The 13,065-nt window shown below is 44.8% G+C and carries 12 protein-coding genes and 1 other RNA gene; 9 read left to right on the top strand and 4 right to left on the bottom strand.

What is annotated here, in order from left to right; translation table 11 throughout:
- The first annotated feature begins 66 nt into the window (after window positions 1-66).
- The gene (locus tag BLP85_RS09955; RefSeq protein WP_092819937.1) at window positions 67-3,162 is read left to right on the top strand and encodes a heavy metal translocating P-type ATPase; all 3,096 of its coding nucleotides are present in this window, start codon (window positions 67-69) and stop codon (window positions 3,160-3,162) included.
- A 173-nt stretch (window positions 3,163-3,335) separates the two neighbouring features.
- Here BLP85_RS09955 and ssrS read toward each other — a convergent pair.
- The 3 genes from ssrS to BLP85_RS09940 form a co-directional block, all read right to left on the bottom strand.
- Window positions 3,336-3,519: non-coding RNA, 6S RNA (gene ssrS / locus BLP85_RS09950), on the bottom strand.
- A 100-nt stretch (window positions 3,520-3,619) separates the two neighbouring features.
- Window positions 3,620-3,904 carry a cell division protein ZapA gene (locus BLP85_RS09945; protein ID WP_092819936.1) on the bottom strand — a complete coding sequence of 95 codons (285 nt, stop codon included), beginning with the start codon at window positions 3,902-3,904 and terminating at the stop codon, window positions 3,620-3,622.
- Between the two features lie 2 nt (window positions 3,905-3,906).
- A complete protein-coding gene (locus tag BLP85_RS09940) occupies window positions 3,907-4,458 on the bottom strand; it encodes a hypothetical protein (protein WP_092819935.1) in 552 nt (183 codons plus the stop codon).
- A 64-nt stretch (window positions 4,459-4,522) separates the two neighbouring features.
- Between BLP85_RS09940 and BLP85_RS09935 the strand changes: the two genes are divergently transcribed.
- From BLP85_RS09935 to BLP85_RS09910, 6 genes are all read left to right on the top strand, one after another.
- Complete coding sequence (locus BLP85_RS09935) at window positions 4,523-5,155, top strand: UPF0149 family protein (protein ID WP_092819934.1); 633 nt, start codon at window positions 4,523-4,525, stop codon at window positions 5,153-5,155.
- 87 nt (window positions 5,156-5,242) lie between these two features.
- On the top strand, window positions 5,243-6,574 hold the full coding sequence (pepP, locus tag BLP85_RS09930) for a Xaa-Pro aminopeptidase (RefSeq protein WP_171259701.1): 1,332 nt from the start codon (window positions 5,243-5,245) through the stop codon (window positions 6,572-6,574).
- Between the two features lie 582 nt (window positions 6,575-7,156).
- Window positions 7,157-7,393 carry a DUF378 domain-containing protein gene (locus tag BLP85_RS09925; protein WP_092819932.1) on the top strand — a complete coding sequence of 79 codons (237 nt, stop codon included), beginning with the start codon at window positions 7,157-7,159 and terminating at the stop codon, window positions 7,391-7,393.
- 450 nt (window positions 7,394-7,843) lie between these two features.
- Window positions 7,844-9,052, top strand: coding sequence for a 2-octaprenyl-6-methoxyphenyl hydroxylase (gene ubiH / locus BLP85_RS09920; RefSeq protein WP_092819931.1), 1,209 nt, complete (start codon window positions 7,844-7,846; stop codon window positions 9,050-9,052).
- Entirely contained in the window at window positions 9,049-10,296 is a 1,248-nt protein-coding gene (locus BLP85_RS09915) for an FAD-dependent monooxygenase (protein WP_092819930.1), read from the top strand. Before ubiH ends, BLP85_RS09915 begins: the two co-directional genes overlap by 4 nt.
- Window positions 10,297-10,472: 176 nt before the next feature.
- Window positions 10,473-10,721 (top strand): hypothetical protein, encoded by a 249-nt coding sequence (locus tag BLP85_RS09910; protein ID WP_086194938.1) that lies wholly within the window; start codon window positions 10,473-10,475, stop codon window positions 10,719-10,721.
- Window positions 10,722-10,811: 90 nt separating this feature from the next.
- On the opposite strand, the gene rsmI is transcribed toward BLP85_RS09910, so the two are convergent.
- The gene (gene rsmI, locus BLP85_RS09905; protein WP_092819929.1) at window positions 10,812-11,651 is read right to left on the bottom strand and encodes a 16S rRNA (cytidine(1402)-2'-O)-methyltransferase; all 840 of its coding nucleotides are present in this window, start codon (window positions 11,649-11,651) and stop codon (window positions 10,812-10,814) included.
- Between the two features lie 12 nt (window positions 11,652-11,663).
- Here rsmI and BLP85_RS09900 point away from each other — a divergent pair, with 12 nt between their 5' ends.
- Window positions 11,664-12,599, top strand: a complete 936-nt coding sequence (locus tag BLP85_RS09900) for a penicillin-binding protein activator (RefSeq protein WP_092819928.1) — start codon at window positions 11,664-11,666, stop codon at window positions 12,597-12,599.
- Window positions 12,599-13,027, top strand: a complete 429-nt coding sequence (locus BLP85_RS09895) for a YraN family protein (protein ID WP_092819927.1) — start codon at window positions 12,599-12,601, stop codon at window positions 13,025-13,027. Before BLP85_RS09900 ends, BLP85_RS09895 begins: the two co-directional genes overlap by 1 nt.
- Window positions 13,028-13,065 lie beyond the last annotated feature (38 nt).

Raw genomic sequence — 13,065 nt, 5'->3', positions numbered from 1 at the left:
ACTTGACTCTGTACCTGGGTACAGACTTTATGCTAACACAATGAAAGAATAAAACAGGTGAGTCGGATGAATGAGCAACAAAAATCTTCCTGCTGTGCAAAACAGAATTCAGCTCTTGAAGTGGTGACAATTGATCCGGTATGTGGCATGAATGTGTCTGAGCATTCGGAACATGCTTTTGAATTTGAGGGGAAAAAATATTTGTTCTGTTGCCATGGCTGCAAACAGAAATTTATCAATTTTCCTGAGCAATACCTTCAGCAGCAAAACAAGCCAGCTTCCGGCTGTGGCTGTGCCAGTCGGGCAAAAGCTGCTGCATCATCCAGTTCGTGTTGTGGCAGTCAAAAGGTTGAAGCAGAGCAATATATTGATCCTGTCTGTGGCATGACCGTGACAGATTTATCCAAGCCGCACACTACCTATTTAGATAAAAGTTATTATTTTTGCGGTCAGGGCTGTCTGGATAAATTTCAGGCCAATCCGGAACAGTATTTAGAAAAAAATAAACCTAAAGCTTCGGGCTGCGGTTGTGCATCTAAACCAAAAGCAGATGAAAAAAAGTCTTGCTGTGGTTCGCAAAATCAACCAGCAGTAGCGCAATCCTCAGGCTGTTGTGCGGGAACCAAAGCGCAAACCGTAGAGCAAGTGAGTGAAACAACGGTCGATCCGGTATGTGGCATGCAGGTGAAAACCGATTCTAAATGGCACAGCCAGTTTGAATCAAAAGACTATTATTTCTGTTCAGAACGCTGTTTGACTGCATTTAACCAGCAACCTGAGCAATATGTGCAGACTCAACCAACAGCATCTTCCTGCTGCGGTTCAACAGCAAAAGTGGCCGTTGCAGAAAAGAAGTCCAGCTGCTGTGGCGGAACTCATCCTGCATCAGTACAAAATTCAGAGATTGATCCCGTGTGTGGCATGTCGGTAGATACTTCAACCGATTTAAAAACAGAGTATCAGGCGAAAACTTACTATTTCTGCAACCCGTCCTGCCTGGAAAAATTTAAAGGCGACCCCGAGTTTTATCTGCTTCCGGCAGACCAGCGACCTGTGCCAGAAGGCGCGGAAGATATGGACTATACCTGTCCGATGGACCCTGAAATTGTGCAGAAAGGGCCGGGAACCTGTCCCATCTGTGGCATGGCATTGGAGCCGATGCAGCCAAGCTTAAATGATGCCCCCAATCCTGAGCTGGTCGATTTCAGCCGTCGCTTCTGGATGACGTTGCCACTGACTTTAATTGTCTTTGCACTGGCCATGGGTTCGCATATTCATGCCTTTATTCCGCAGCATATTCAGCCGTGGATTGAACTGGTGTTGTCTATTCCCGTCATCCTTTGGGCAGGAAAACCTTTTATTGAGCGTTGCTGGATTTCCTATAAAACCCGCAACCTGAACATGTGGAGCCTGATTGGTGTCGGAGTGCTGGCGGCATTTATTTACAGTCTTGTGGCGACGGTTTTTCCATCCCTGATCCCGATGCAGGCCAAAACCGGTCACGGTGTTGCCGTGTATTATGAAGCGGCTTGTATGATTGTGTCCTTGAGTTTGCTCGGGCAAATCATGGAACTGAAAGCCCGTGCCAAAACTGCAGACGCACTTAAATCCTTGCTGAAACTGCAACCGCATACCGCCAAACTGGTGCAGCATGATCAGGTGGTCGAAGTGGATATTGGCATGGTGAAACAGGGCGATATCCTGCAGATTTCTTCAGGGGACCAGATTCCACTCGACGGCATTGTGGTGGAAGGCAAAACCTATGTTGATGAAGCCATGATGACCGGTGAACCTGTTCCGGTGAAAAAAGAAGTTGATGACCGGGTGATTGGCGGTACGGTGAACCAGCAGGGCAGTATCCGTATTCAAACCACGGCAGTGGGTGCCAATACCACCTTGGCGAAAATGATTCAGACCGTGGCGGAAGCACAGCGTTCCAAAGCGCCGTTACAAAAACTTGCCGATGTATTTGCCAAATATTTTGTGGTGATTGTTCTGGCGATTAGTGTGTTGACCTTTATGGCGTGGATGCTCTTTGGCAAAGCCCAGTTTGATCTGGCGCTGATGTGTGCAGTGGCAGTACTGATTATTGCCTGTCCATGTGCTTTGGGGCTGGCAACGCCGATGTCGGTGATGGCCACCACAGGGCGGGCAGCGCAAAAGGGCGTGCTGTTTAAAGATGCAGAAGCGATTGAGGCTTTAAGCAAAGTCACCACTTTAATTGTCGATAAAACCGGAACCTTGACTGAAGGTAAACCGAGCCTGAAAGAGATTAAACTGCTTTCAGATACAGCCCAGCAAACACAAGTGGAACAATGGATTGCCTCGATTGAACAGTATTCAACCCATCCGATTGCACAGAATTTAACCAAGCTGGTTCCGCATGAACAACTGCTGAAAGTCAGTGATTTTGAAGATGTCACCGGTTTTGGGGTGAAAGGGCAAATTGAGGGACAAACCCTGTATGTGGGTAGTCAAAAGCTGATTGATCAGTTGGGTTTGCAGCTTTCTGCACATGCTCAGGCGCAGCTGAATGCTGAACGCGAGAGCGGTAATGTGATCAGTTTCCTGGCCAATGAGCAGCAGGTGTTGGCCTATATCTCCATTCATGATGCGATTAAACACAATGCCCATCAGGTGATTGATCAGCTGATTGCCGATGGCATTGAAGTGGTGATGGCGACTGGTGACCACGAACAGAATGCCAAACTGGTCGCGGCTGAGCTGGGCATTCAGCAGGTCTATGGCAACTGTACCCCGACTGAAAAATTAGATCTGGTAAAGAAATATCAGGCTCAAGGCAAAGTTGTGGCAATGGCGGGCGATGGCATTAATGATGCACCAGCACTTGCCCAGGCCAATGTCGGTGTGGCGATGGGCAATGGTACCGATATTGCCAAACAGACGGCTCAGGTGACTTTGGTCAAAGGTGATATTCGCGGTGTAGCCGATGCGATCCATATGGCAAAACTGGGCGTGAAGAACATGAAGCAGAACCTGGCATTCTCTTTTGTGTATAACGGCCTAGGTGTGCCGGTTGCGGCGGGTGTTTTTTATCCATTGACTGGGCTGTTATTAACCCCGATGCTTGCTGCAGTTGCCATGTCGCTGAGTTCGTTGTCTGTTGTGATTAATGCTTTGCGGCTGCAAAAGTCTAAATAACTGAATGCCAGAACTTAAATTAGATACCCAAGCTGAAAATCTTGGGTATTTTTTTTGCATAAAATATCAATCAATAATCAATCAATATGAGGGAGAATAAAATTTAAAAATGTTTTAAAAAGAAAAATAAAGGAATAAATATTGTAATCAAGGTCACTGAGACTAATAAGAAAAAACACTCCGAAGATGCCGCTGCATGTCGTTACCCTGAACCCGAAGAAGTTCAAGGTGGACGCGACGCATACTTGCTGGGTTTCCCATTCGAAGATGGGCATACACTCTAAATATGCAGAACACAATCCGTAGATTTAAGTATCGGCAGGGATATAGACTCACTGGCGAACACCTCAGAGATAGAATAAGTATAACCAATAATGAGGTGTTGGCAAATCCTCAATGTGCAACAACTGTAAAGTTAAATCGCAAATGCTGATAGTTTATTCAATTTAAGAGGAAATTAAACCAAATCCTCGACATCTTCTAAAATGGTCGTCAGCAAGCGCTCGCAATGGGCATACTCTTGCAAGGATTTATTCATTGAAAGAACTTCCTGCATCAGTTCAAGCGCCACCATAATAATCAGTTTACTTGGTTCGACACGTGGCGCTTTACGGCGAAAATCATCATATTTTTCATTTAACAGTTCAGCTGCACGCTCTAAATCAGCTTTTTCTTTTTCAGTGGTGGCTAAACGAAAATTATGGCCGAGTACACGCAATTCCACAGCAATTTGTTCACTCATGATTAAATATCCTCATTTACATCGGCTGGGTGAGCAAGCTGTTGAATTTCTTGCGCATGCTGATCTTGAGCAGTACCTAAAATAGAAAGACGCTGAATAATGGCTTCAACTTTGGCTTTGGCATGCTCATTTTTTTGTAACAATCTTTCACGTTCCTGCTGCAAGCCTTGAATTTCCTGTTGAGCAAGACGCTGATCATTTTGCATCTTTTCTTTAATGACACGTAATTCATTACGCTCAGCCAGAATTTCCTGAAAACGGTTCTTAAGATCGGTACAGCTTTTTTCCAGGCGGCTATAACGGTCTGCCAAAGAGGCTGCATCGCTATTCAATTGCTTGAATTGTGATTGGGTTTCGCTTAATTGCTCGCTCAGATTATCTATTTCTTCTTGTTTCTGGGTAATAATGCCATTTTTTTGCACAATTTGGGCATGATGGTGCTCGTTGGAATCTGCTTTTGCAGCATTGAGGGCATCATTTTCACTTTTAAAATGCGCAAGTCGCGTTTTTAAAACGCCAATATGCGCCTGTAGACGCTGTAATTCTTCTAACATATCGTAGTCGCACAGTATCGCAAACAAGGGTAATATATAAGAAGTATAGAGATTGGATAAGCGAATGCAAGACGATATTTCAGGTTGGTCGGAATGGCACCACAATTTTTCAAAAATTGAAGAGATTTCAAGTCCAAGTGAGTTACATGGACTGCTAACGGGTATTGTTTGTGTTACTCAGGCACCCACCGGTGATGAATGGCAACAGATTTTAGCGACCCTTGAAATTCCGGCGCTAGAGCAGCAGGTTTTAGAGGTATTAACTGATGAAGCGGAAGATATTGCCCATGCTTTATCTGAAGATGAACTCGATTATTTGCCTTTGCTTCCGGATGATGAACATGTTCTTGCGGATCGTGTACAAGCCCTGGCAGACTGGTGTGCAGGTGTGGTTTTAGGTTTTGGTCTGGCTTCCGGTCATATCCGTCAGGATGAAATGGAACTAATTGAACATCTGCAGGATGTCGCAGCAGTCGAGTTTGATGAATCGGATGATGACGAAGAAGGCGAAGAAAGCTATCAGGAGCTTTACGAATTTGTGCGCTTGATTCCTGTCAGCCTGTCATTGGGACGCAAGAAAGTGGAAGTGGCAGAAACCCCATTGCTGCAAAACATCCAGCCGCAATTGCAAAAAAATACTGCGCCTACAGAAGCCAGCAGTGTAGTTGAAATGTTTACCCCGCATCGTCCGAGTTAATTCGGGCGATGGTGTTCAAGAACAGACCATTTAACTGACCCTTTAAAAGTTATCACCTACCCATAAAAGACAAAAGTACACTTAATGATGAAACTGACTCAAGCAGATTTTCAGGAACGTCGTGACCGCCTGGCAGAAGAAATGGGTCCGCACAGTATTGCAATTATTGCCACCAGTCCGGTTGCCCTGCGTAACCGCGATGCGGATTATAAATTCCGTGCAGACAGCAGCTTTTTCTATCTGACGGGCTTTGCAGAGCCTGAAGCCGTGGCGGTGATCGAGACTTTTGAGTCGATTGATGAAGGTTATACCTATAGTCTGTTCTGCCGTGAACGTAACCGCGAGATGGAAATCTGGAATGGTTACCGTGCCGGTGTAGACGGTGCAGTGGATGATTACGAGGCGGATGAAGCCTATGCCATTGACCTGCTCGATGAAGAAATTATCGAGAAACTGCACAATAAACAAAAGCTGTTCTATCGTATTGGTCACCAGGCCGATTTTGATGCCCGTGTAGCAAAATGGATTGCCAAAGCCAGTGGTGAATCACGCAAAGGTACTTCTGCACCTGCCCAAGTGATTCAACTCGACCGCATTGTGGATGAAATGCGTTTGCATAAATCTGAAAAAGAAATCAAGCTCATGCAGCTTGCATCGGATATTTCGGCAGAAGCGCATACCCGTGCCATGCAAACGGTGAAACCGGGCATGATGGAATATGCACTGGAAGCCGAGCTGAATTATATTTTTGGTAAAAATGGCTGCGTGCCTTCCTATAACAGTATTGTTGGTGGGGGAGCCAACGCCTGCATTTTGCATTATGTGGAAAATGACAAAGCACTGAATGATGGTGATCTGGTGCTGATTGATGCAGCCTGCGAATATCAGTTATATGCCTCAGACATCACCCGTACTTTTCCGGTCAATGGCAAGTTCAGTCCTGAACAGAAAGCCCTATATGAGCTGGTATTAAAATCACAACTGGCTGCGATTGATGCCGTACGCATTGGCAATTCTTATAAGGAACCGCACAATGTGGCGGTACGCATTCTGGTTCAGGGTTTATTGGACCTTGGCATTATGCACGGTGATCTTGAGGAAATTATTGAAAAAGAAAGTTTCCGTCAGTTCTACATGCATGGTACCGGACACTGGTTGGGCATGGATGTGCACGATGTCGGTTCATATAAACAGGATGGCGAATGGCGTGTCTATGAAGAAGGCATGGTGGTGACGGTTGAACCGGGTTTGTATATTGCACCTGATGATGAAACTGTCGATGCCAAATGGCGTGGCATTGGTATCCGCATTGAAGATGATGTGGTTGCTACCGAAAATGGACCATTGGTGCTCACCAAAGATGTGGTGAAAACAGTGGAAGATATTGAAGCCCTGATGGCAAAAGCCAAAGTCGCCTAAGCAATTTTTAGGATGAAAAGCCGGTCAGATGATCTAATGCTGATCAGTTAAGGAGTTTAGAAATAAACTCCTTAATTTTTAGTAATTCATGGCGGAGTCTTATCGTTTTAAATCAAATGCTTGCAGCTCATTTGTTACTTTGGTTTCGCCCTGAGAAGCACTGCTTCGTAAGACCAAAGGCATCTTGCGGAGCAATGCTCCTCACCGCAAAACTCGTCAGCCACTATCAACTCGAAAATTTATCGCAGAAACAATCATTTTTTAATGTAGTCCTGCCTCAAACAGTTGCTGATGACTTTTCCATATATCAACTACAATCATGAATTTAAAAAGAAAATACCAGTCAGTTTCTTAACTGACTGGTATTAAGTCAGAAGATCGGCTTTTTTACTTACGTTTATCGTGAATAACTTAAATAAAACCAACCCAGTTAAAATTTAAAGTTTAAAAACTGACACGACTTCAACACAAGAAATCGGTTATTAGCATCAAAGCAACATATTAAATCTGCGTTCTTTCCCATAATTTCTTTGATCCTTAAATAAACTCTTAAATAAACTAAAGAACAGTGGGAGAAAAATGATGAGATTAAATACGATCGACTGGATTGCTTACGCTTTGGCGATTATTGGTGGCCTGAACTGGGGCTTAATTGGTGCATTTGATTTCAATTTAGTTGCCGCTATTTTTGGTGAAATGAGCGTTCTATCCAGAATTATTTATATCTTGGTGGGCTTGTCGGCACTCTACCTGATTTATACAGGCACGAAATTAGGCAGAACAGTGCATCATGAGCCTCAGACAAGAGTGGTGCGTTAGCAGATCACGACCGAATACAAAGACCCACTTGAAACCTCATGAAGGCGATTTTTCTGTAATCTGTATCATCGTGTTATGAGAATTTCATTGAGTCTGGAAAAACGGAGCTTAAGTTCCGTTTTTTTACGTTTCGAGATTGAAACATGACGGTTTTCCCGGGGGAATTTCACTTCCATACAGACTTGAAGCCGATCGCTTCAACATGTTTTTTCATGGTGGCTATTTGAGGAATATCGCCACGATGTTTAGCGCCTAAGCGTTAAACATTTTTTATGGAGCCAAGACAGCGCGGGAATAAGCCGAGTTTGACTGAAATCCATTCAGCATTGGATATCATCTATAAGAGGCAGTGCTAATTCATTATAAAAATGCATTTCTTTGAGGTAATATAAAATCAATCAAGATTATAAGTATCTAGACCTGATAGATACGACATAAAAGGATCAAAACATGCAGCAAGAAGTGATCATCGTCGGTGGTGGTATGGTCGGGCTAAGTTTAGCCTTGATGTTGGCTAAGGCAAACATTGCAGTGAAGCTGCTCGAAGCCATTAAGTACCCCAATTATGATGATGCCAATCTTGTACCCTATCATTCCAGTTTTGATGCACGTAACAGTGCCTTGTCACGCCGTAGCGTACAAATTTATCAGGAACTCGGCTTATGGAATGCCTTGCAGGAACATGCCACACCAATTCTGGAAGTGCATATTACCGAGAAAGGCAGCTTTGGCAAGGCGCGTTTAAAAGCAGAACAGGAAAAAGTTGAAAGCTTTGGTCAGGTCATCGAAAATGCCTGGCTTGGTCGTGTACTACTTACGGAAGTACGTAAACAGCCTTTAATTGAACTGATTGATGGCGTACAAGTGACCTCACTGACCCAAGATGCCGATTGGGCTTATATCGAAGCACAACGTGGCGATGAAACCTTATCCTTACAAGCAAAACTGCTGATCGCTGCCGATGGCCGTGATTCATTCTGCCGTAAGGCCCTGGGCATTGGGGCATCGGTACATGACTATGACCAGGTGGCGATTGTCACAACCGTACAAACCTCAAAACCGCATAAGCATGTCGGTTTTGAGCGATTTAGCCCGCTTGGACCTTTGGCGCTGTTGCCATTGCCGGGTGAGTACCGCCGTTCGGTGGTATGGCCGGTGCAAAAAGGTACCGAAGGCGAATGGCTGGGCGATGAAAACGATCAGCACTTTTTGGATGCCCTGCAACACACCTATGGTGACCGTGCCGGTAAATTCCAGAAAACCGGTCGGCGTTTTAGCTACCCATTGTCGCAAGTGCTTGCAGAAAAACAGGCGGTGGGCCGTGTCGTGCTGATGGGCAATGCAGCCCATACCATCCATCCGGTAGCCGGCCAGGGCTTTAACCTGTGTATGCGTGATGCCTATGTTTTGCTCCGTTATTTAAGCGAACAAGTCGCACAACAAGCCGACTTAGGTGATGCAGCCATGCTGCAAGACTATGAAAAATCCCGTCTGACCGATCAGCAACGTGTGATCAAGTTCTGTGATTCGGTAGTCCGTGGCTTTAGCAATAGCAACCCTGTTTTAAAATTCATTCGTAATACCGGCTTGGTTGCTTTTGATACCATTCCAGGCATTAAACCGCTGGTTGCCAATTATGCAATGGGGTTAAAAGCATGAACCAGGTTCAATCTGATGTTTTAGATGCTGTCATTATTGGTGGTGGTCTGGTTGGTGGTCTGACTGCATTGTTATTAGCTCAAGGTGGTGTACAGGCAACAGTTTTGGATGCAGCTCCCATTCTGGATGCCGAGAAAACCAAAAGTGTTGCCAACCCGCGTGTATTGGCGCTCAGTCAGGCGACCATTCATTTACTGAAAACGGTCGGTGTCTGGGACAGGCTGGCACGCCAACAGCCATACACAGGCATGCAAGTGTGGAATAAAAATGGCTATGGTGAAATTAACTTTGGGCATGCAACAGAGCAAACGCCATCGGTTGAGCAAGCTTTGGGTTCAATGGTCGAGCCAAGTTTGTTGAACTTGGCCATTCAAGAAAAAATGCTGGAGCAGCTTCAGGATTATCGTACTCAGGTCAAGGTCACAGCTATAGAGCAGGGTGTGGGGGGAATCTGGCAGATTCACCTGGCAGATGGTACCCAATTAAAAACCAGACTGCTGATCGGCGCGGATGGTGCAAATTCCTTTGTCCGTGAACAGGCCTTTATTGACCTGGATATTCTGGATTATAAACAGGCCGGTTTGAGCTGTGCCATTCGAACGGCCCAGCCACATCAGCATGTGGCCCGTCAGATTTTTCTGGAAACTGGCCCATTGGCCTTTTTACCGATGGCCAGTTTAAAGCCGGAACAGGAAGGCTATTGGCAATCTATTGTCTGGACATTGCCAGACGATTATGCGGAAGAATATGCAGCCTTGAATGATGCCGATTTTACTGCGTTGCTCACGCGTGAAAGTCATCACATGCTGGGTGAGGTGTTAGAGGCAACACCACGGGCACAGTTCCCGCTGAAAGCACGTGCCGCACAGCAGTATGTCAAAGCCGGTTTAGCCTTGATTGGAGATGCTGCACATGTGATTCATCCACTGGCCGGTCAAGGGGTCAATATTGGCTGTCTGGACGCAGCCATTTTATGCGATGCCCTGTTGCATGATCTGAAACGTGGCGTATGGGCACATGAACAGACCTTGCAGCGCTACGAACACCGCCGCAAAGGCCAAAACGATGCCATGATGCACAGCATGTCTGCGATTGGATGGATGGAAAGAACCCCGCTTTTCCCCGTGGTGTGGGCACGAAATTTTGGCTTGAAACAAGTGGAACAACATGCCGCATTAAAAGATGCTTTTATGTCTCAAGCCAACGGATTGCAGATCTTAAAAGATACACGATATGCGGTTTAAGCAGGAAAAACTGTTTTTTGTACAAATATTTATATAAGGTTACTTTTTTGATTAAAAAAGATACGATTTTTTTTAAATTGACTCTATGCGAAAGCTAAAGAGATTGCTAAATTTCTTCCTAGTTCACAATCAATTTAAATTGGATGGATAGACGTCATTTTTGGGGAGAAAGGAAGATGACAGATATGAATGACTACGATGATGTAGAAGACACTGCAGTCGATGAAGATGAAGCAAAAGCTGCTGAAAAAGGTGCATCTGACAGTGATTCAGTTGCAACTGATGGTGATGTGGCTGAAGCCGAAACACTGACAGTGACTGCTAAACTGAAACAGCGTCAAGCTTTGGAAGATGAAGTGGCTGCCTTCCTTGCTCGTGGCGGTCGCATCACTGAGGTGCCTGCAGACGAGTCAGCAAAAGATTAATAGATTCTTTTGCCAGCTTGGCTACAAAATAAAAAAGCATCACTTTCGTGATGCTTTTTGCTTTTAAACGTGCTTTAAACGGACAGCCGCTTAGACCTTATTGCTGAGTTCCAAAGCGCGTTGATACGCCACTTTCTTTTTTATCCCCGTTAAATCTGCGGCCAATTGTGAAGCGGCCTTGACGGATAAGTCCTGTAATAAACGGGTCAAGAGCTGGTCCAGTTTTTCCTGCTCCAGATCCTTTTCTTCAGTTGCACCGCCAATCACCAGCACAATTTCACCTTTTTGCTGGTTGTGGTCAGCTTCAATAAACTGAACCAGTTCTGCCAAGGTCATCTTTTTGATGGTTTCAAAGGTTTTGGTAATTTCACGGGCAAAACCCACAGGACGATCGGCACCAAACACCTGTGCCATATCTTTGACCGACTCTAAAATACGATGCGGTGCTTCATAAAAAATCAGGGTTTGGGTTTCATCTTTCAGCTTTTCCAGCTGGCTGAGACGCTGGCTTTGGCGTGAGGGCAAGAAACCTTCGAAACTGAAGCGGTCACTCGGCAAGCCGACAGAACTGAGCGCCGCAATGGCGGCACAGGCACCCGGAACCGGAATAACGCGAATATGATGTTCTTGTGCCGCACGAACCAGTTTAAACCCCGGATCGCTAATTAGCGGCGTACCCGCATCACTGATCAGGGCCATATTTTCGCCATTCAGCAAGCGCTGGATCAAGATGTCAATTTTATTACTTTCATTATGTTCGTGACAGGCAGTCAGTGGAGTTGCTATATTAAAGTGCTTTAATAATTGAGCGGAAGTACGCGTATCTTCTGCCGCAATGATACTTACAGACTTTAGAATATCAATAGCACGATAAGTAATGTCATCTAAGTGCCCAATTGGGGTTGCTACAACAAATAACTGAGCACTCATAAGGTTTCTCCAATGTTGAATAATAATAAAAAATTAATTGGCTTCATCCTGTATTGCATTTTCAATCACGCTCAAGCTGAAGTGCTGGTCATTTTACCTGAATCGGGGCCTATGGCGCGAGCCGGATTAAGTGTCAAACAGGGTTTTATGAGTGCTTATCAGGCATCAGAGCTGGAAACACCCATTAAATTTGTAAACTCGGACAAAAAACCGATTGCGCAGTTGCTTAAACAAAATGTCAATAAAAAAACCCAAATGATAGTCGGACCTTTGGCACGGCAGGATGTGGAAGCTTTAATCCAGATACAGCCGAAGGTTCGGGTTTTGGCCCTGAATGAAGTATCCTCACAATCTGCAAAGGTAGGACAATTTAGCCTGTCCAAGCAGGATGATGCGGTGGCGCTAAATCAGGTATTGCAGAATGACCAAATCAAAGAGCTGTATGTGTTGCAGCAAAAAGACTCGGAAACTGACAATGAACTGTTTTTGATTTCTTTACTCACTGAAACCAATTATCCTCTGAATTTAATTGAAGAAATACCCAAAAAGTTAAATAAACATACCGGTTTGTTGCTACTCGGAAACAATGCCTGGCTGAATAAACTGCCCAAGCTGCCGCATAAAAATATCTATATTTTACCGAATGCCATTGAACAAGATCAGGTATTGCCTGTAGGGGTAAAGTTTTGTGATGCGCCGGCCTTATATGAATCTGAATGGCCGGATGTCATTCAGGCCGCTCAAGCAAACGCCGCTTCCATGGCCTATCAGCGCCTGATCGCTTTTGGTGGGGATGCCTGGCATATTGCGAGCCAGTATTTAGCCGAACCCAATTTAAAAAGTATGCAGTTCCAGGGGCGGACCGGACTGATTCAAGTCAATAACAATCAAATCCAGCGCATTCCACACTGTTATGAACATACCAAAAAGGGAATCAAGGGATTGTAATGTCAAATCTTCCGGCGCATTTAAATCTGGGACAATGGGCTGAACAGCAGGCTTTAACATTATTACAGGCCCAAGGCTTTCAGCTGGTTGTGGCAAATTATCATTGCCGTTACGGGGAAATTGACCTGATTGTACAGCAGGCCCAGGAACTGGTTTTTGTCGAAGTCAAGGCGCGTTCAGTGACCCAGTATGCCCAATCCTTCGAAAGCATTTCTTTATCCAAACAGCGCAAAATGATGAAATCGGCACTGTGCTTTTTGCATGCCCATCCGGAATTGCAAACCTTTTATTGTCGTTTTGATGTGATTTGTTTTGATTTTCTTCAACAATTTGCAAAAACCATACAGCAAGATTTTTCCAAATTCACTTATGATCAACAATGGATTGAAAATGCTTTTACTTTTGATGAAGAGTTTATTAATCTTTGAACAAAATCATAGCGTAAATGCTGACATAAAATAGAACT

The sequence above is a fragment of the Acinetobacter kookii genome, from assembly GCF_900096895.1.
GTDB classification, from domain to species: Bacteria; Pseudomonadota; Gammaproteobacteria; order Pseudomonadales; family Moraxellaceae; genus Acinetobacter; species Acinetobacter kookii.
The sequence above is the reverse complement of the archived record's forward strand: the minus strand, read 5'-3'. Positions and strand labels throughout refer to the sequence as shown.